Source organism: Pseudomonas sp. GW823-FHT06B06 (genome assembly GCF_058795195.1).
The window spans coordinates 34961-53262 of the sequence record NZ_JBXAHO010000027.1; the positions used below are offsets into that span (position 1 = coordinate 34961).

The 18302-nt window shown below is 60.5% G+C and carries 17 protein-coding genes and 1 pseudogene; 9 read left to right on the forward strand and 9 right to left on the reverse strand.

Going from position 1 to position 18302, the window contains the following annotated elements; all coding sequences use genetic code 11:
• Nucleotides 1–43: 43 nt before the first annotated feature.
• The 6 genes and pseudogenes from relA to AC1Q8Q_RS22385 form a co-directional block, all read right to left on the reverse strand.
• Complete coding sequence (gene relA / locus AC1Q8Q_RS22360; protein WP_020799706.1) at nucleotides 44–2287, reverse strand: GTP diphosphokinase; 2244 nt, start codon at nucleotides 2285–2287, stop codon at nucleotides 44–46.
• A 121-nt stretch (nucleotides 2288–2408) separates the two neighbouring features.
• Entirely contained in the window at nucleotides 2409–3761 is a 1353-nt protein-coding gene (rlmD, locus tag AC1Q8Q_RS22365; protein WP_168758809.1) for a 23S rRNA (uracil(1939)-C(5))-methyltransferase RlmD, read from the reverse strand.
• Complete coding sequence (cysM, locus tag AC1Q8Q_RS22370) at nucleotides 3761–4663, reverse strand: cysteine synthase CysM (protein ID WP_020799708.1); 903 nt, start codon at nucleotides 4661–4663, stop codon at nucleotides 3761–3763. The genes rlmD and cysM overlap by 1 nt, the downstream gene beginning before the upstream one ends.
• A gap of 108 nt (nucleotides 4664–4771) precedes the next feature.
• Nucleotides 4772–5793: pseudogene (locus AC1Q8Q_RS22375) on the reverse strand (PDDEXK nuclease domain-containing protein).
• Between the two features lie 117 nt (nucleotides 5794–5910).
• Nucleotides 5911–7314 (reverse strand): histidine kinase sensor domain-containing protein, encoded by a 1404-nt coding sequence (locus tag AC1Q8Q_RS22380; RefSeq protein ID WP_492615509.1) that lies wholly within the window; start codon nucleotides 7312–7314, stop codon nucleotides 5911–5913.
• On the reverse strand, nucleotides 7304–8023 hold the full coding sequence (locus AC1Q8Q_RS22385) for a response regulator transcription factor (protein ID WP_020799711.1): 720 nt from the start codon (nucleotides 8021–8023) through the stop codon (nucleotides 7304–7306). Before AC1Q8Q_RS22385 ends, AC1Q8Q_RS22380 begins: the two co-directional genes overlap by 11 nt.
• 213 nt (nucleotides 8024–8236) lie before the next feature.
• On the opposite strand from AC1Q8Q_RS22385, the gene AC1Q8Q_RS22390 reads away from it, so the two are divergent.
• From AC1Q8Q_RS22390 to AC1Q8Q_RS22405, 4 genes are all read left to right on the forward strand, one after another.
• Complete coding sequence (locus AC1Q8Q_RS22390; RefSeq protein WP_168758811.1) at nucleotides 8237–10990, forward strand: response regulator; 2754 nt, start codon at nucleotides 8237–8239, stop codon at nucleotides 10988–10990.
• 21 nt (nucleotides 10991–11011) lie between these two features.
• On the forward strand, nucleotides 11012–12004 hold the full coding sequence (locus AC1Q8Q_RS22395; protein ID WP_168758812.1) for a 2-hydroxyacid dehydrogenase: 993 nt from the start codon (nucleotides 11012–11014) through the stop codon (nucleotides 12002–12004).
• A gap of 77 nt (nucleotides 12005–12081) precedes the next feature.
• Entirely contained in the window at nucleotides 12082–12516 is a 435-nt protein-coding gene (locus AC1Q8Q_RS22400) for a hypothetical protein (protein ID WP_020799714.1), read from the forward strand.
• Complete coding sequence (locus AC1Q8Q_RS22405; RefSeq protein ID WP_020799715.1) at nucleotides 12516–12920, forward strand: META domain-containing protein; 405 nt, start codon at nucleotides 12516–12518, stop codon at nucleotides 12918–12920. The genes AC1Q8Q_RS22400 and AC1Q8Q_RS22405 overlap by 1 nt, the downstream gene beginning before the upstream one ends.
• Before the next feature lie 128 nt (nucleotides 12921–13048).
• Here AC1Q8Q_RS22405 and AC1Q8Q_RS22410 read toward each other — a convergent pair whose 3' ends face one another.
• Entirely contained in the window at nucleotides 13049–13516 is a 468-nt protein-coding gene (locus tag AC1Q8Q_RS22410; protein ID WP_020800625.1) for a TlpA disulfide reductase family protein, read from the reverse strand.
• Nucleotides 13517–13630: 114 nt separating this feature from the next.
• Here AC1Q8Q_RS22410 and arsC point away from each other — a divergent pair, with 114 nt between their 5' ends.
• Genes arsC through AC1Q8Q_RS22425 form a run of 3 tightly spaced genes read left to right on the forward strand, consistent with a single transcriptional unit; the run spans nucleotide 13631 to nucleotide 15005 of the window.
• Complete coding sequence (arsC, locus tag AC1Q8Q_RS22415) at nucleotides 13631–13984, forward strand: arsenate reductase (glutaredoxin) (protein WP_083349660.1); 354 nt, start codon at nucleotides 13631–13633, stop codon at nucleotides 13982–13984.
• On the forward strand, nucleotides 13981–14577 hold the full coding sequence (gene wrbA, locus AC1Q8Q_RS22420) for an NAD(P)H:quinone oxidoreductase (protein WP_020800624.1): 597 nt from the start codon (nucleotides 13981–13983) through the stop codon (nucleotides 14575–14577). The genes arsC and wrbA overlap by 4 nt, the downstream gene beginning before the upstream one ends.
• A gap of 2 nt (nucleotides 14578–14579) precedes the next feature.
• Nucleotides 14580–15005 carry a DUF2069 domain-containing protein gene (locus AC1Q8Q_RS22425; protein WP_489326183.1) on the forward strand — a complete coding sequence of 142 codons (426 nt, stop codon included), beginning with the start codon at nucleotides 14580–14582 and terminating at the stop codon, nucleotides 15003–15005.
• Between the two features lie 85 nt (nucleotides 15006–15090).
• On the opposite strand, the gene AC1Q8Q_RS22430 is transcribed toward AC1Q8Q_RS22425, so the two are convergent.
• Both AC1Q8Q_RS22430 and ttcA read right to left on the reverse strand, forming a co-directional pair.
• The gene (locus AC1Q8Q_RS22430; RefSeq protein WP_020800622.1) at nucleotides 15091–15765 is read right to left on the reverse strand and encodes a DNA-3-methyladenine glycosylase I; all 675 of its coding nucleotides are present in this window, start codon (nucleotides 15763–15765) and stop codon (nucleotides 15091–15093) included.
• Nucleotides 15766–15852: 87 nt separating this feature from the next.
• On the reverse strand, nucleotides 15853–16677 hold the full coding sequence (gene ttcA / locus AC1Q8Q_RS22435) for a tRNA 2-thiocytidine(32) synthetase TtcA (protein ID WP_020800621.1): 825 nt from the start codon (nucleotides 16675–16677) through the stop codon (nucleotides 15853–15855).
• Nucleotides 16678–16957: 280 nt separating this feature from the next.
• Here ttcA and AC1Q8Q_RS22440 point away from each other — a divergent pair, with 280 nt between their 5' ends.
• Nucleotides 16958–17560, forward strand: coding sequence for a Yip1 family protein (locus tag AC1Q8Q_RS22440; protein WP_020800620.1), 603 nt, complete (start codon nucleotides 16958–16960; stop codon nucleotides 17558–17560).
• A gap of 157 nt (nucleotides 17561–17717) precedes the next feature.
• On the forward strand, nucleotides 17718–18212 hold the full coding sequence (locus AC1Q8Q_RS22445) for a SprT family zinc-dependent metalloprotease (RefSeq protein ID WP_033040846.1): 495 nt from the start codon (nucleotides 17718–17720) through the stop codon (nucleotides 18210–18212).
• The last annotated feature ends 90 nt before the right edge of the window (nucleotides 18213–18302 follow it).

Genomic DNA, 18302 nt, shown 5'->3' on the forward strand with positions numbered 1-18302 from the left:
ATCAAAAGATCGCAGCCTGCGGCAGCTCCTACAGGGGTGAGGTTCATGGCGTACGGTTACGCCGGGTTTCGATGATGTTCGGCAACTGGGAAATCCGCCCCAGCAACCGCCCCAACGCGTCCAGCCCTGGAATCTCGATGGTCAGGGACATCAGCGCGGTGTTGTCCTCCTTGTTCGAGCGGGTATTGACCGCCAACACGTTGATTCGCTCGTTGAGCAACACCTGCGAGACATCACGCAGCAATCCGGAACGGTCGTAGGCACGGATGACGATGTCCACCGGGTAGGTGAGCACCGGTACCGGCCCCCAGCTGACCTGAATGATCCGTTCAGGCTCGCGCCCGGCCAATTGCAGCACCGAGGCACAGTCCTGGCGGTGGATACTGACGCCACGCCCCTGGGTGATGTAGCCGACGATCGCATCCCCCGGCAACGGCTGGCAGCAACCTGCCATCTGGGTCATCAGGTTGCCCACGCCCTGAATCTGGATATCACCACGCTTGCCTGGCTTGTAGCCGGTGGCCTTGCGTGGAATCAGTTCCAGCTGTTCGTTGCCACGTTCCGGCTCGACCAGTTGCTGCGCCAGGTTGACCAGTTGCGCCAGGCGCAGGTCGCCGGCACCGAGCGCGGCAAACATGTCCTCGGCGGTTTTCATGTTGGCCTTGTCGGCCAGCTTGTCGAAATCCACCGCTGGCAAGCCGAGGCGATTGAGTTCCCGTTCCAGCAGGGTTTTACCGGCGGCGACGTTCTGATCGCGGGCCTGCAACTTGAACCAGTGAACGATCTTCGCCCGTGCCCGTGACGTCGTGACGTAACCCAGGTTCGGGTTCAGCCAGTCGCGGCTTGGCGTGCCGTGCTTGCTGGTGATGATCTCGACCTGCTCACCGGTCTGCAGGCTGTAGTTGAGCGGCACGATGCGCCCGTTGATCTTGGCGCCACGGCAGTTGTGACCGATCTCGGTGTGCACACGGTAGGCAAAGTCCAGTGGCGTCGCGCCCTTGGGCAAGTCGATGGCGTGACCGTCCGGGGTAAAGATGTAGACCCGGTCGGGTTCGATATCGACCCGCAGCTGTTCGGCCAACCCGCCAATGTCACCCAGCTCTTCGTGCCACTCGAGCACCTGACGCAGCCAGGAGATTTTTTCTTCGTAGTGATTGGAGCCAGACTTGACGTCGGTGCCCTTGTAGCGCCAGTGGGCGCATACACCGAGTTCGGCCTCCTCATGCATGGCGTGGGTACGGATCTGTACTTCCAGCACCTTGCCCTCAGGACCGATCACCGCCGTGTGCAACGAGCGATAGCCGTTTTCCTTGGGGTTGGCGATGTAGTCGTCGAATTCTTTGGGAATGTGCCGCCACAGGGTGTGGACAATGCCCAGCGCGGTGTAGCAGTCGCGCATTTCCGGCACCAGCACACGCACGGCGCGCACGTCGTAGATCTGGCTGAACTCCAGGCCCTTGCGCTGCATTTTGCGCCAGATCGAATAGATATGTTTGGCCCGGCCGCTGATATCGGCATCGACCCCGGTGGCCTGCAGTTCGTTTTTCAGCTGGCTCATCACGTCGCTGATGAAGCGCTCGCGATCGAGTCGCCGCTCGTGGAGCAACTTGGCGATCTGCTTGTACTGGTCCGGCTCCAGGTAACGGAAGGACAAGTCCTCCAGTTCCCACTTGATGTGGCCGATACCCAGGCGATGAGCGAGCGGCGCGTAGATGTCGAACACCTCGCGGGCAACGCGGTTGCGCTTTTCGTCATCGGCGGTTTTCACCGCACGGATCGCACAGGTTCGCTCGGCCAGTTTGATCAGGGCGACGCGAACGTCGTCGACCATGGCCACCAGCATCTTGCGCAGGTTTTCCACCTGGCCCTGAGTACCCATCACCATGGACTTGCGCGGGCTCAGGCTGTCGCTGATCGCGGCCATGCGTTGCACGCCGTCGATGAGTTTGGCGACTACGGGACCAAAGCGCTGGCTGACCGCCGGCAACGGAATCTGGCCTTCACGCACACCGCGGTAGAGAACCGCGGCAACCAGCGAATCCTGATCGAGCTTGAGGTCGGCGAGGATCTCGGCGATCTCAAGGCCGGTGCGGAAACTCGAGGTCCCTTCGGACCACAAATTCTTCGCCGCATTGGCTTGTTGTTCGGCCTCGCGAGCGTACTCGCAGGCTTCTTTCAAGGCTTCGCGATCCAGTGCCAGATCGACACTGACCGCGTGATCGAGCCAAGCCTCGAGATTGATACTGCCGTCGGTGTTGATCGGCTGGTGTGCTCTCACCTGTACCATCTTGCTTACCTTCCCTACGACGCAGATTCAATGCGTCAAATCGCTGACCTTCGTTGCCCATGAGCCCACGTCGGGCTGGTACGCGGCTGCACGGGCGGGCCAGTCGGACCAGACGAGCATCCTAGCTCGCTTCAAATAACGCCATGGCTTCGACATGTGCCGTCTGAGGAAACATATCGAGAATCCCGGCACGTTTTAACCGGTAGCCCTGCTTGATCAATTCGACCGTGTCGCGCGCCAGGGTTGCCGGGTTGCACGACACATAGACCAACCGCTCGGCCCCCAGGGACTTGAGCTTGCGCACGACCTCGAAAGCGCCGTCACGCGGTGGGTCCAAGAGTACCGCACAAAAGCCTTCACGCGCCCATTCAGCATCGGTCAACGGCTGGGATAAATCGGCCTGAAAAAACTGCGCATTATGCAGATTGTTGCTGACAGCATTCGCGGCTGCGCGATCGACCATCACCTGCACACCCTCCACCGCAACGACTTCGCGAACAGCTTTAGCCAATGGCAAGGCAAAGTTACCCAACCCACAGAATAGATCGAGAACTCGCTCATCGGCTTGCGGTTTCAGCCAATCCAGCGCCTGGGCAACCATCGCTTCGTTGACCCCCGCATTGACCTGGATGAAATCCCCGGGCCGATACGCCAGATTCAAATCCCACTGTTCAAGACGATAGCCCAAGGACTGATCGGCCTCGACCGGATGCGGCTCGCCGTCCCCGTGCAACCACAACTGGGCTTCATGGAGCGCGCAGAATTCCTTGAGGATGGTCAAGTCGCTTTCGGACAACGGCGCCATGTGGCGCAGCAATACCGCCAGCGATGAGCCGCTGAACAATTCCACGTGCCCCAGGGCCTGAGGTTTGCTCAATCGTCGCAGCATCTGCGGCAAGTGGGCCATGATCGGCTGCAAGGGCTGTACCAGCACCGGGCAATCATCGATGCCGACGATGTCCTGGCTGCCGGCGGCGCGGAAACCGACTTCGAGTTTTTTCGCTTTCATGTCCCAGCGCACCGCTACCCGCGCGCGACGGCGATAAGCGAACTCCGGACCGCTCAAAGGCGCAACCCACTCTTCGGGCTCGACACCGGCGACCTTCGACAATTGCTCGGCGAGCATGCGCTGTTTCAAGGCGAGCTGTTCGCTATGGGGCAGGTGTTGCACGCTGCAGCCGCCACAACGACCAGCATGGGCGCACGGTGCCGGGCGACGCAGTTCACTGGACTTGAACACGCGCTCGGTACGCGCCTCGACCACTTTGCCGTGGGCACCGAGCACGCGTGCCTCGACTTCTTCACCGGCCAGTGCGCCGATGACGAACCAGGTGCGACCTTCGAAAAACGCGATACCGCGACCGTCGTTGGCCAGGCGCTCGATGTTCAGGCGCTGCTTTTTGCCGGTCGGGACTTGCGGGGCCTTGCTGCCGCCCGTGGGCTGGAAGCGCAGGCCTCTCTCATGCTTGGCCATCAGTTGGGCGCGTCGAAAATGCCGGTCGACAGGTATCGGTCGCCACGGTCGCAGATGATCGCGACGATCACCGCGTTTTCAACTTCTTTGGACAGGCGCAGCATCGCTGCCACGGCACCGCCGGATGACACGCCACAGAAGATGCCTTCTTCGCGAGCCAGCCGACGGGTCACGTCTTCGGCTTCGCTCTGGGCCATATCGACGATACGGTCCACGCGATCGGCCTGGTAGATCTTCGGCAGATACTCCTGGGGCCAGCGACGGATACCCGGGATCGCCGAACCTTCCATCGGTTGCAGACCGATGATCTGCACGTTCTCGTTCTGTTCTTTCAAGTAGCGCGAGACGCCCATGATGGTGCCGGTGGTGCCCATGGAACTGACGAAATGGGTGATGGTGCCCTGGGTCTGGCGCCAGATTTCCGGACCGGTGGTGGTGTAGTGCGCCTCCGGGTTGTCACCGTTGGCGAACTGGTCCAGCACCTTGCCGCGACCCTCTGCTTCCATGCGCTGGGCGAGGTCGCGGGCGCCTTCCATGCCTTGTTCCTGGCTGACCAGAATCAGTTCGGCACCATAAGCGGTCATGGCAGCCTTGCGTTCGGCGCTGGAGTTGTCCGGCATGATCAGGATCATCTTGTAACCCTTGATCGCCGCGGCCATGGCCAGCGCGATGCCGGTGTTACCGGAGGTCGCTTCGATCAACGTATCGCCGGCATGGATCTGCCCGCGCAACTCGGCGCGGGTGATCATCGACAGCGCCGGACGGTCCTTGACCGAACCCGCCGGGTTGTTCCCTTCGAGCTTGAGCAAAAGAGTGTTGCTGGTTTCGCCGGGCAGGCGCTGCAAACGGACCAGCGGAGTGTTGCCGACGCAATCGGCGATGGTTGGGTACTGCAAGGTCATGGCGTATTCGCAATCCAGACTGCGGGGGCGCCTATCATACCGGCAAACCTCGCAAGGCCATATCACGCAAAGTGTGGTGCTTATGGTTTATGGGAATAAGCGTCTGATTCAGCCTTCTTCCGATTGAGCGACATTCAGGGCGTAGAACTCATGCAGCTTGGCCTGCAACAACTGTTTGTCCGGCAGTTGGACCTGATACTCCGCGATCAGCGCGGGTGACAGGCTGCGGTTAAGGGCGTATTCGACGACTTCGTCATCCTTGCTGGCACAGAGCAGGACACCGATTGCCGGGTTTTCATGAGGCTTGCGCTCTTCGCGATCCAGGGCTTCCAGATAGAAGCCCAGCTTGCCCAAATACTCCGGCTCAAAACGCCCGACCTTGAGTTCGATGGCCACCAGGCAGTTAAGACCACGGTGAAAGAACAGCAAGTCCAGGGCAAAATCACGCCCGCCGACTTGTAGCGGATATTCGGAGCCTACAAAACAGAAATCCCGACCTAGCTCGATCAAAAATTCCTTGAGACGCGCCAGCAAGCCCCGATGCAAATCGGTTTCGCCGTGGGCGCCGGGCAGGTCGAGAAACTCGACCATGTAGGCGTCGCGGAATATTTCAAGCGCAGAGGGATGAGTCTGTTTCAGTACTGAGGAGACTTTGGCCGGCTGGGTTACGCTGCGCTCGAACAGCGCCGCCTTGAACTGGCGCTCCAGCTCGCGCTTTGACCACTTTTCCTGGATCGCCGAACGCAAGTAAAACTCCCGCTCTTGCGGAAGTTTGCTCTGGCTGAAGATGACCAGATTATGGGTCCAGGGTAATTGTCTCACCAGTGGTGAGACTTTCTCATCGCCCCGGTACGTCTCGTAAAACTGACGCATGCGAAACAGATTGGGCCGAGTAAAACCACGCAGCCCCGGCTGGTTCTGACTGAGATGCTCCGCCAATTGACCAACAACGGAATCACCCCACTCCGCCTTCTCCATCTTGCGGCTTATATAAGCACCAACCTGCCAATAGAGCTCGATCAGTTGAGTATTCCCGCCTGCACGGCCTGGCGCCTGGCACTTTGAATCAGTGCAAGCACTTCATTGAAGCGATCGTCGGTGGTACTGCCGGGCGCCTGGGTTACAGTCATGCAATGGCTCCTTGGACACGAGTTAGAGCCTGAGCTTAAACCGTCAAGGCTGCTTGAAATGACCGGTGATACCCTTTGGGAAATGTCGTACAGAAACTCAGGAACGCTCCGGCAAAATCAGTGCGTTGCAGGATGGGAGAACCTGCTCGCGATGGCATCGTCACTGACAGTTCCATCATCCGCCACCAACCGCATATTCATCCGCAACCCGCTCCCTGTGTTCTGTGCCCAAAGCCTTCCACCCTGACGCCGCACCGCATTCCTGGCGATGCTCAAGCCTAGGCCAAATCCGCCATCCCCCGGCCGCGAGCCGTCGAGGCGGGTAAAGGGCAGGAAGATCCGCTCAAGATCCGCCTCCGCCACGCCACCACCTTGATCCTCCAGCCACAGGTGCCAGAAGTCGCCGTCACGCCGCCCGCCCAAATGAACAATGCCACCCTCGGGCGAATGTCGAATGGCGTTGCGCAGCATGTTCTCGAGGGCCTGGGCCAGGGTATTGAGATGGCCGCGCACCCAGCAGGAGGCGTCCACCGAGCATTGCAACTGCGTATCCGGCCAGCAACTTTCATAACAGGCGTTTTCCGTGAGCATTTCCCACAGGGCCTCGACCTGGATCGATTCGTCGGGTAATCGCGTACGTTCGGTATCGAGCCAGGCCAGTTGCAGCGTGTCCTCCACCAGCCGTTGCATGCCATCGACTTCGCGGCCAATGCGCTCGCGCAACTGTTCAAGCCCCTGCTCGCTTTCACTGGCCACCCGCAGGCGGCTCAACGGCGTGCGCAATTCATGGGACAGGTCGCGCAACAGTTGTTGCTGCAATGCCACGGTACTTTGCAGGCGCTCGGACATGTGATCGAACGCCCTGGCCAATTCGCCCAACTCATCGGAACGATTGGTGGTGCGGCTCGACAGCCGTACGTTCAGTTGATCGGCACGCCAGGCATTGGCCTGTTCGCGCAAGTGATTGAGTGGCACCACCAACAAGCGATACAGGCCGACGCACAACAGCAAGGTGAACAAGCCCGGAATCACGCCGTTGGTGATCACCCGCCAGAACACCCGGTAGCGCCCGGGCACGAAGCGTTGCGGCAGTTCGATCACCAGGCTGCCGACGGACGGGTCACTGGGAAACGGTATGCGCATCCACGGCCGGCCTTTCTTGTGGATCGGCCAATCGAGGCCGCGCAAAAAAGTCAGGCGCTCGACTTCCTTGTCCGTCAGCGATTGGTTGCTCAAGGATTGCAAATCACCGCCGATGACACCGACCCAGCCTTTCTCCCGCTGATGCATGCCCTGCAGCCAGTCATCGACGCCGACACTCTGGCCCTGCTGCCAAGCTTGTTCGGCTTCGGCGGCATAGCGCGCCAGGGTGCCACGGGCCTCATCGGAGAGGAACTGGTTGCGCTGCTCCATGTAGCGGCCCCAGGACCAGCTCAACCAGATCATCAGCAGACAGAACGCCACCAACAGGCACGCCAGTTTCCAGAACAGCGAGTGCCGGCCCGGCACGTTACATCTCATCGACGGCACTCAGGATATAGCCCTTGCCCCAGACCGTGCGTACCTCCCGCTCGGTATAGCCGATGGCCTTGAGTTTGCGGCGAATCTGGCTGATGTGCATGTCGAGGCTACGATCGTGGGCGGCATAACCGCGTTGCAGTACCTGTTGATAAAGAAAGGCTTTGCTCAGCACTTCATCGACGCTGCGGCTCAGGGTTTCCAGCAGGCGATACTCAGTTCGAGTCAGGCCGGCAGGTTGTTGTCCATGAAAAACGTCGAAGTGATCGTCGTCAAAACGCAGACTGTCTACCTCGGCCACCATCGCCACAGGCGTCGGCCGGCGATCGAGCGCTACGCGGCGCAGAATGGCTTCGATGCGCACGCGCAACTCGATCATGCTGAAGGGTTTGGGCAGATAATCATCGGCCCCCAGCCGAAAGCCGCTGATTCGATCGGCTTCGGCACCGAGTGCCGACATCAGCAATACCGGGGTGGAATGGCTGCGGCGTAGTTGCGTCAGTACCGCCAGCCCGTCCATACCTGGCAACAAAATGTCCATCAACACCACATCGAAGGCTTGCTCGCGGGCAATGTCCAGGCCCTCGCGGCCATTCTGGCACCACGTCACCTGAAAGCCGCTACGGCCCAGATGTTCATGCACATAGGCACCGAGTACGAGGTCGTCTTCGATGGAGAGGATACGGGGATGGCCAGCGTTGATGGTCGTCATTAGTATCTGCAAATAATTCTCAGTTGGTAATTATTCAAGATTGCTTCTCCCGGGGCAACCCAAGGGTTGCGCAGGGTGCAAAAGCGCACGACCAACCGACGAGTGACGGCATCAATTATCGAGGATCGCCCGCCTGCAAATCGCTACACTGCGCAAGTGGCGCGTGCCAGACGCACGCGCAGCTCGATAAACAGCCGGTTGCAGGAGAGTGGCGTGCTGACGAAACTGGGAATCAAGGGCCGTGTGCTGTTGCTGACGTTGCTGCCGACCAGCCTCATGGCATTGGTCCTGGGCGGCTATTTCACCTGGATGCAGCAATCGGACCTGCAAACCCAACTCCTGCAGCGCGGCGAAATGATCGCCGAGCAACTGGCGCCGCTGGTGGCGCCAGCCATGGGGCACAACAACAACGAAATGCTGGAACGTATCGCCACCCAGTCCCTGGAACAACCGGACGTGCGGGCCGTGACCTTTCTTGCGCCAGACCGCACGCCGCGGGCCCACGCCGGGCCGATCATGCTGACCCAGGCGCCAATGGGCGAAGGCTCGCAGATGCAGCGTCGCAGTGGCAACGAAGCAACGCGTTACCTGCTGCCGGTGTTCGGCAAACACCGCAACCTGGCCGGCGACGTGATCCCCGATGAAGCCGATCGCCTGCTGGGCTGGGTCGAACTCGAACTGTCCCACAACGGCATGCTGCTGCGTGGCTACCGCAGCCTGTTCGCCAGCCTGTTGATGATCGGCGCTGGTCTCGGCGGCGCGGCGCTGCTGGCATTGCGCATGGGCCGCACGATCAATCGGCCGCTGACCCAGATCAAACAAGCCGTGGCGCAACTCAAGGACGGTCATCTGGAAACCCGCCTGCCCCCCCTGGGCAGCCAGGAGCTGGATGAGTTGGCCTCCGGCATCAATCGCATGGCCGGCACGCTGCAGAATGCCCAGGAAGAACTGCAACACAGCATCGACCAGGCCACCGAGGACGTGCGCCAGAACCTCGAGACCATCGAGATCCAGAACATCGAACTGGACCTGGCGCGCATGGAGGCCCTGGAGGCGAGCCGGATCAAGTCCGAGTTCCTGGCCAACATGAGCCATGAAATACGCACGCCGCTCAACGGCATCCTCGGCTTCACCCACCTGCTGCAAAAAAGTGAACTGACCCCGCGCCAGCTCGATTACCTGGGCACCATCGAAAAGTCTGCCGACAGCCTGCTGGGGATCATCAACGAGATCCTCGACTTTTCGAAGATCGAGGCGGGCAAGCTGGTGCTCGACCATATTCCGTTCAATTTGCGAGACCTGCTGCAAGACACACTGACCATCCTCGCCCCGGCCGCCCACGCCAAACAGCTGGAGCTGATCAGCCTGGTGTATCGCGATACGCCCCTGTCGCTGGTGGGCGATCCGTTGCGGCTCAAGCAGATCCTGACCAACCTGGTCAGCAATGCGATCAAGTTCACCCGCGAGGGCACCATCGTCGCCCGGGCCATGCTCGAAGAAGAGCACGAAGACAGCGTGCAATTGCGCATCAGCATCCAGGACACCGGCATCGGTCTGTCGAACCAGGACGTGCGCGCGCTGTTCCAGGCCTTCAGCCAGGCCGATAACTCGCTGTCGCGGCAACCCGGTGGCACGGGCCTGGGCCTGGTGATCTCCAAGCGCCTGATCGAACAGATGGGGGGCGAGATTGGCGTCGACAGCACCCCGGGCGAGGGTTCGGAATTCTGGATCAGCCTGAACCTGCCCAAGACCCGCGATGATGCCGAGGACCTGCCGGGTGCGCCGCTGCTCGGACGGCGGGTCGCCGTGCTGGAAAATCATGAGCTGGCACGCCAGGCGTTGCAGCATCAACTGGAAGACTGTGGCCTGGACGTCACCACGTTCAATACCCTGGAAAACCTGACGAACGGCGTCACCGGCGTGCATCAGACCGATCAGGCGATCGAACTCGCGGTGCTGGGCATCACCAGCAACGACATGCCACCGGAACGCCTGAACCAACACATCTGGGACCTCGAGCACCTGGGTTGCAAGGTGCTGGTGCTGTGCCCCACCACGGAGCAGACGCTATTCCACCTGTCGGTGCCCAACCCCCACAGCCAGCTCCAGGCCAAGCCTGCCTGTACCCGCAAGCTGCGGCGCGCGCTGTCCGACCTGGTCAACCCGCGGCAGTCGCGCACCGAGTCCAGCGAGCCGCTGTCGAGCCGCGCGCCGAAGGTGCTGTGCGTCGACGACAACCCGGCCAATTTGCTGCTGGTGCAAACCCTGCTCGAAGACATGGGCGCCAAGGTGCTCGCCGTGGAAAGCGGCTACGCAGCGATCAAGGCGGTGCAGAACGAGACATTCGACCTGGTATTGATGGACGTGCAGATGCCCGGCATGGATGGGCGCCAAAGTACCGAAGCGATCCGCCAGTGGGAAAGCGAGCGGCATTGCACGCCGCTGCCGATCGTGGCCCTCACGGCGCATGCCATGGCCAACGAAAAACGCGCATTACTGCAAAGCGGCATGGACGATTACCTGACCAAGCCGATCAGCGAGCGGCAACTGGCGCAAGTGGTACTCAAATGGAGCGGGTTGGCACTGCGCAACCATACGCCCGAGCGTGCAGGCGATGGCCACGCCAGCACCTACGAGTTGCAGGTGCTCGATCACGAAGAAGGCTTGCGCCTGGCCGCCGGCAAGGCCGATCTGGCGGCTGACATGCTGGCAATGCTGCTGGCATCTCTGGAAGCCGACCGCGAAGCCATCCGCCAGGCTCGACAAAGTAACGATCATAACGCCCTGATCGAACGGGTTCATCGCCTGCATGGCGCAACCCGCTATTGCGGAGTTCCGCAATTGCGCGCCGCTTGCCAACGCAGCGAAACCTTGCTCAAGCAGCAAGACCCGAAGGCCTTCGGCGCACTTGAAGATCTCGACCGGGCGATCAATCGCCTGGCCGCCCAGGCGCGCATCAACGCCTGATGCACTTTCCAGGAGGACAGCATGCGCACGATTATTTTCAGCAGCCAGACCTACGACCGCGACAGCTTTCTCGCCGCCAGCCTGCCACCGGGTATCGAGTTGCACTTCCAATCGGCACGATTGAGCCTCGATACCGTCGCGCTGGCGGAGCACCACGAGGTGGTCTGTGCCTTTATCAACGATGATCTAAGCGCCCCGGTGCTCGAACGCCTGGCTGCGGCGGGTACCCGTCTGATCGCCTTGCGTTCGGCCGGTTTCAACCATGTCGACCTGGCGGCGGCCAAGCGACTGGGGCTGGCGGTCGTGCGCGTCCCGGCCTATTCGCCCCACGCCGTGGCCGAGCATGCGGTAGCCCTGATCCTGGCCCTCAACCGACGCCTGCACCGCGCCTACAACCGCACGCGCGAAGGCGATTTCAGCCTGCACGGGTTGACGGGGTTCGACCTGGTGGGCAAGACCGTCGGCGTGGTCGGCACCGGGCAGATCGGCGCGACTTTTGCGAAAATCATGCATGGCTTCGGTTGCCAGTTGCTGGCCTACGACCCCTTCCCCAATCCGCAGGTCGAAGCGCTGGGCGCCCGCTACTTGAGCTTGCCGCAGCTGCTGGCCGAGTCGCAGATCATCAGCCTGCACTGCCCGCTCAACGAGCAGAGCAAGCACTTGATCAACCACCAATCCCTGGCGCACATGCAGCCTGGCGCCATGTTGATCAACACTGGCCGCGGCGGCCTGGTGGACACCCCGGCACTGATCGATGCCTTGAAGCTTGGCCAACTGGGTTATTTGGGACTGGATGTGTATGAAGAGGAAGCGCAACTGTTTTTCGAAGACCGTTCCGATCTGCCGTTGCAGGACGATGTACTCGCGCGGTTGCTGACCTTCCCCAACGTGATCGTCACGGCACACCAGGCCTTCCTCACCCGCGAAGCCTTGGGCGCTATTGCCGCGACCACCTTGCAGAACATCGCGGCCTGGGCGGCAGGAACCCCGGAGAATCAGGTCGAGGGTGATTGAACCTGATCGAAGGTCATATGCCCGCGCCATGCTGCGCTTATGCCCGTGCTAGCATATCGCGCATATTTGGAGGACCCATGGTCGAACACGATTTCCGCTACACCCTGATGAACCCGCAACACACCCTCACTGAATGCCGCGCCCTGGTGCCGGGACGTTATCAAGTCACCGGCAACGGCGGCTCGATTCGTAATAACGACGTGCTGGTCGTGACCCTCAAGGGCGCCAAGGACCTGTCCATGCGCCTGACCGTCGAAACGGTTCGCCACCTGATCAACCCGCCAGGGCAATGGGTCGCGGTGGCCAGTGGTCCAGTGTTCGGCGAACTGGCGATCCATACCTGGCAGGTGAACTGCGACAGCTGCGCCAAGGAGCTGAGTTTCGAATTCGCCGTTGACGCCAAGCTCGGCAACAAGGCCGAAAAGCCTGCTGCCACCGCGCGGATTGCCGAGTTGGGCTGGACCACCGTTGGCGAGAAACACCTGTGCCCCAAATGCCAGGAGCCTGCGTGATGAAACGCCTCGCCCTGACTGCGATGGCCGGTGCAAGCCTGCTGGGCTGCGCCGCCGAGCCGGTGCAACTGCAGCAAAATCGCAGCTATATCCTGGAGTGGATCGGCGAACGGCCGTTGATGGACTACAGCCACCTGACCATTACCCTGGGTGAAGACGGTCGCGCCTACGGTAGCGGCGGTTGCAACCACTGGTTTGCGCCGTACACACTGGAAGGCGACAAGCTGAGCTTCGGCAAGATCGGCAGCACTCGCAAGCTCTGTGCGCCGGCACTGATGGAGCAGGAAAAACGCTTCCTCCAGGCGCTGGAAAGCGTGCAGCGCTGGGACGTCTCGTCGATCGACCAGATGCGCTTCTGGCCAGCTGAAGGCAAGCCGTTGCGCTGGTGGCTGGAAGAGGGTTGATCTCCTCTACCTGATCGTTCCCACGCTCTGCGTGGGAATGCATCAAGTGACGCTCTGCGTCACAGGGACGCGGAGCGTCCCGGGCGGCGTTCCCACGCAGAGCGTGGGAACGATCAGCAGCCCCGCGATCAGTTTTTAGCCTGCAACGCCTCCAGCTTCGCCACCACCCCCGCCGCCGTCTGCTCGCCCATCAACTGTTCGCGCACCTTGCCCTTGTTATCGATGATGTAGGTCACCGGCAGTGCTTCACTGCGCGGCAATTCGAATAACTCGGAAGGGTCCTGCGCCAGCACGGTGAACTTGATTCCGAGTTTCTCGCTGGCACTTTTCAGCTCTTCGCCCTGCACGTTGTCAAAGTTGACCCCGAACACGCCGATCTTCTTGTCCTTGAGCTGGTCGGCCAACGCGTTCAATTCCGGAATCTCGGTACGGCACGGGCTGCACCATTCTGCCCAATAGTTGATCACCAGCCATTTTCCATCCAGGCGCTCGGCGGCGACCTTCTGTCCGTTTTGATCGATCCCGTAGTCGTTACCGCAGCCCCCCAGCATCAACGCCCCGATAATCGTCAATGCCGCTGCCAGTCGCCTAGTCATGTCGTGTTCCTTGTCAAAAATTGAAAGCGCCTGCGACCCATCGCCCGGCAAGGTTCAGGATTACGCGCTGCCCAGTTAGAATAGCCGCCACCTTACGCAAGATGCGACCCGCTCATGACCGATCTGACGCTTTATCACAACCCGCGCTGCTCGAAATCCCGCGGTGCGCTCGAACTGCTGGAAGCCCGCGGCCTGGCCCCGACGGTGGTCCGCTACCTGGAAACGCCGCTGGACGCCGCGCAAATCCAGAGCCTGCTGGGCAAACTCGGGATCAGTGCACGGCAACTGTTGCGCACCGGCGAAGACGAATACAAGACCCTCGCCCTGGCCGACAGCAGCCTGAGCGAGGCGCAATTGATCGCCGCCATCGCCGCCCATCCGAAACTGATGGAGCGACCGATCCTCGAAGTCGGCGACAAGGCCATCATCGGCCGTCCGCCAGAGCAAATCCTGGAGTTGTTGCCGTGACTGCGCCGTACATTCTGGTGCTGTATTACAGCCGCAGCGGTTCGACTAACGAAATGGCCCGGCAAATTGCCCGCGGTGTCGAACAGGCCGGCCTTGAAGCCCGATTGCGCACGGTACCGGCGATTTCCACCGAGTGCGAAGCCGTCGCGCCGGATATCCCGGATGAAGGCGCGCTCTATGCCAGCCTCGATGACCTGAAGAACTGCGCCGGCCTGGCGCTGGGCAGTCCGACCCGCTTCGGCAACATGGCGGCGCCACTCAAGTACTTTCTCGACGGCACCAGCAACTTGTGGCTGACCGGCGCCCTGGTGGGCAAACCCGCCGGTGTGTTCACCTCCACCGCGAGCCTGCATGGCGGGCAGGAAACCACCCTGCTGTCGATGATGCTGCCGCTGTTGCACCACGGCATGTTGATCACCGGCCTGCCCTACAGCGAGTCGGCATTGCTGGAAACCCAGGGCGGCGGCACGCCGTACGGCGCCAGCCATCACGCCGGGGCCGATGGCAAAAGCGGGCTGGATGCCCATGAAGTTGCACTGTGCCGGGCCTTGGGCATGCGCTTGGCCAAGACAGCTCAGAAACTGGAGGGTTAAGGGTGGCCAAGAAACCGAAGGTCCTGCCCGCTATCGAATGGCTTGAACCACGGGTTCGGGCCATGCGCGTTATCAGCCTGTTGTGTTTTTTCGGCCTGGTGGGGTTGCTGTGCGTTTACTACCTGATGGTCGCCGACCTGCACGGAGCACGGCCGTGGGTGATTTTGCTGATTGAGCTGGTGCCGTTGTTACTGCTCGCGCCGGGGATGATAGTCGGCAATGCCCGCGGGCATTCGTGGATGTGCTTTGTGGTGAACCTGTATTTCATCAAGGGCGCATTGGCTGCTTATGACCCGAATCGCCAGATCTTCGGCGTGCTGGAGATGGCCGCGAGTTTGGCGGTGTTCTGTTCGGCACTGTTGTATGTGCGGTGGCGATATCAATTGAACCGCAAATTGGCTGGCGAGGGGGATATTTCCGTCGCCTGATCCGACGCCTTCGCTGGCAAGCCAGCTCCTACAGGTCTGGTGTTTTTGTAGGAGCTGGCTTGCCAGCGAACGGGGCAACTCGGTCCTAATGGTTGACGGTGTAGGCCAGCATCATCGAAATCTGGCTCATCGGCCGCCCGCCACTTTCTTCATGCCACTGGTTGAACACGTCCTGCACCAATGCCAGGTCGCGCAGACTGCTCGGCACCTTGTCGACAATCTGCTGCGCATTCAATGCCGCCACCACGTCATAGCTCGGCACAAACGTATCCTTGCCGACCATGCGCAAGAATCGTGGCGCCGACAAGCCGCCCAATTGATGACCGCGTTTTTTCAGCAAAGTCCACAGTCCGACGATGTCGGTCACCGGCCAATCGGCGATCATCGCCCCGAAGCTGCCCTGCTCATGGGCCACGTCCAGCACGAACTGCGCATTGCGCGGTACGCTCTTGAGCTTGCCCAGATGGCGGATGATCCGCGTGTCCTGCATCAGCCGCTCCAGGTGTTCGGCGCTCATCAGCACGACTTTTTCCGGGTCGAATTTGAAGAACACTTCTTCGAAAGCCGGCCACTTGGCGTCCACCAGGCTGTGCTTGAGCCCGGCGCGGAATACGCGCAGTGCCATGGTCGACAAGTAACGATCGTCGGTGATGTCACGCAGTTGTGCTGCAGTCTTGGGAACGGGCAGATGGGCTTCCAGTTCAGCCGCCGAACCGAAGCGGTTCAAGCAGTATTCGTTCAGCCACTTGTAGTCGCGCATGCCCTCTCCTGAGGATTGAAAAATAAACGGCCCCCCTTGAAACAACACCTGTGGGCGCCAGCAGGCTGGCACCCACAGTGATCGTGTTTAGAGGTTGACCACGTTGACGAAGCGCGAAGCGGCGGATTCGTCGATCTTCAGGCTGGTGAAATCGAACAGGTTGCGGTCCGCCAATTGCGACGGGATCACGTTCTGCAGGCTGCGGAAAATGCTTTCGGTACGGCCCGGGGTCTTGCGCTCCCAGTCCTGCAGCATTTCCTTGACCACTTGGCGCTGCAGGTTTTCCTGGGAGCCGCAGAGGTTGCAAGGGATGATCGGGAATTGCTTAAGGTCCGAGTAGGCCTGGATGTCTTTTTCGTTGCAGTAGGCCAGGGGGCGGATCACCACGTTACGCCCGTCATCGGCACGCAACTTCGGCGGCATGGCCTTCAGCGAGCCGTTGAAGAACATGTTCAGGAAGAACGTTTCGACGATGTCGTCGCGGTGATGCCCCAAAGCCATCTTGGTCGCGCCGATTTCGTCGGCGAAGGTGTAGAGCGTGCCGCGACGCAGGCGTGAGCACAGGGAGCAGGTGGTCTTGCCTTCCGGAATCAGCTCCTTGACCACCGAGTAAGTGTCTTTCTCGACGATGTGATACTCGACACCCAATTCCTTGAGGTAGGCCGGCAGCACATGCTCGGGAAAACCCGGCTGTTTCTGATCCATGTTCACGGCCACGATCTCGAACTTGATCGGCGCGACCTTCTGCAAGTGCATCAGCACATCAAGCATGGTGTAGCTGTCCTTGCCGCCGGACAGGCAGACCATGACCTTGTCCCCGTCTTCAATCATGTTGAAATCGGCGACCGCCTCACCGGCCTGTCGGCGAAGGCGCTTTTGCAGTTTGTTCTGGTTGACCGTAAGAGTGCCCATGACGCGAAATCCGTGAGGTGTGACGAAAGGCCGGCATTTTACGCAAAAACCCTCCAGGGGCGAAGTGCCCCGACGGATCGCCCGCCCTACAGATGCAACAGCGATTACCCCGGCGCTTTACAGCGCAATTTGCTCTAAGCCACACCCCCTGTAGGGTTAAGTCCTTCCTATACTGCGACATAAGGTCGCAATCACATACAGACCTAGTACTTACTTGGCCTCATTGGCCCGTAGGGCGCTCCACTGGGGGGCGACGGTAAAAACAAGAGGAGTGACTGGCATGATCCATCACGTAGTGGGGCTATTTACCCACCCTGACCAAGAATGGAAAGAGATTCGTGGCGATCAGGAAGAAAGTATCAGCCACATGTACCTGACCCATACGCTGATCCTGGCGGCGATACCTGCGGTATCGGCATTCATCGGGACCACACAGGTGGGCTGGGTCATCGGCAATCGTCCCCCGGTAATGCTGACCGTGGAAAGCGCACTATGGATGACAGTCATGTCGTACCTGGCGATGCTCGGCGGAGTGGCGGTGATGGGCGCGTTCATCCACTGGATGGCCCGCACCTATGACGCCAATCCGAGCCTCGCACGCTGCATTGCGTTCGCAACCTATACCGCTACTCCGCTGTTCATCGGCGGCCTCGCGGCCTTGTACCCCCACTTGTGGCTGGGGATGATCGTCGGCACGGCGGCCATCTGCTACACGGTGTACCTGCTGTATGTGGGATTGCCAACATTCATGAACATTCCATCTGACGAGGGCTTTCTGTTTTCAAGTTCGGTGCTCGCCGTAGGCCTGGTGGTGCTGGTCGCCATCATGGCGTTCACCGTGATTGTCTGGGGACTCGGCGTGGGGCCGGTCTATACCAATTAACAGCTCACCACAAAAAAATCAGATCTGCCGACACAGGCCGCCGCAAGGCGGCCTTTTAATGCCCAGGCACAAAGAGTCCGAAGACCATTCGGCACCTCGCAGATTCGCAAGGCCCCTGGCTTGCGGCATACTCGACCGCTCTGGAGATCCATCAAGCATGCCCGAGCAACTCAATAACCGCGTCGAAGATTGTTTCCAACAAGCCGAATCCTTTTTCAAACGACCTTTCAAGCGCCCCGTGGTGAGTTTTAAGCTGCGTGGGCAAAAAGCCGGTGTCGCGCACTTGCACGAGAACCTGCTGCGCTTCAATCCGCAGTTGTACCGTGAAAATACCGAAGACTTTCTCAAGCAGACAGTCGCTCACGAGGTCGCGCACCTGATCGCCCATCAATTGTTCGGCGACCGCATCCAGCCCCATGGCGAAGAGTGGCAACTGATCATGCGCGGCGTTTACGAATTGCCGCCCAACCGCTGCCACACCTACGACGTCAAGCGCCGCAGCGTGACCCGCTACATCTACAAGTGCCCGTGCGCCGACAGCGATTTCCCGTTCTCGGCGCAACGTCACGGCCTGGTGCGCCAAGGGCGGCGCTATTTGTGTCGGCGGTGTCGCAACACCTTGGTATTCAGTGGCGAAATGCGGGTTGAGTAACAGGATTTTCAGTGTCTGCGCCGGCCTCTTCGCGGGCAAGCCCGCTCCCACAGGGAATTTTCGCTCCAGCTCAAATCCGATGTGGGAGCG

Coding starts and splice junctions, on each gene's coding strand:
- relA (WP_020799706.1), bottom strand. CDS start 2,287: ATGGTACAGGTGAGAGCACACCAGCCGATCAACACCGACGGCAGTATC.
- rlmD (WP_168758809.1), bottom strand. CDS start 3,761: ATGGCCAAGCATGAGAGAGGCCTGCGCTTCCAGCCCACGGGCGGCAGC.
- cysM (WP_020799708.1), bottom strand. CDS start 4,663: ATGACCTTGCAGTACCCAACCATCGCCGATTGCGTCGGCAACACTCCG.
- AC1Q8Q_RS22380 (WP_492615509.1), bottom strand. CDS start 7,314: ATGAGATGTAACGTGCCGGGCCGGCACTCGCTGTTCTGGAAACTGGCG.
- AC1Q8Q_RS22385 (WP_020799711.1), bottom strand. CDS start 8,023: ATGACGACCATCAACGCTGGCCATCCCCGTATCCTCTCCATCGAAGAC.
- AC1Q8Q_RS22395 (WP_168758812.1), top strand. CDS start 11,012: ATGCGCACGATTATTTTCAGCAGCCAGACCTACGACCGCGACAGCTTT.
- AC1Q8Q_RS22400 (WP_020799714.1), top strand. CDS start 12,082: ATGGTCGAACACGATTTCCGCTACACCCTGATGAACCCGCAACACACC.
- AC1Q8Q_RS22405 (WP_020799715.1), top strand. CDS start 12,516: ATGAAACGCCTCGCCCTGACTGCGATGGCCGGTGCAAGCCTGCTGGGC.
- AC1Q8Q_RS22410 (WP_020800625.1), bottom strand. CDS start 13,516: ATGACTAGGCGACTGGCAGCGGCATTGACGATTATCGGGGCGTTGATG.
- arsC (WP_083349660.1), top strand. CDS start 13,631: ATGACCGATCTGACGCTTTATCACAACCCGCGCTGCTCGAAATCCCGC.
- AC1Q8Q_RS22430 (WP_020800622.1), bottom strand. CDS start 15,765: ATGCGCGACTACAAGTGGCTGAACGAATACTGCTTGAACCGCTTCGGT.
- ttcA (WP_020800621.1), bottom strand. CDS start 16,677: ATGGGCACTCTTACGGTCAACCAGAACAAACTGCAAAAGCGCCTTCGC.
- AC1Q8Q_RS22440 (WP_020800620.1), top strand. CDS start 16,958: ATGATCCATCACGTAGTGGGGCTATTTACCCACCCTGACCAAGAATGG.
- AC1Q8Q_RS22445 (WP_033040846.1), top strand. CDS start 17,718: ATGCCCGAGCAACTCAATAACCGCGTCGAAGATTGTTTCCAACAAGCC.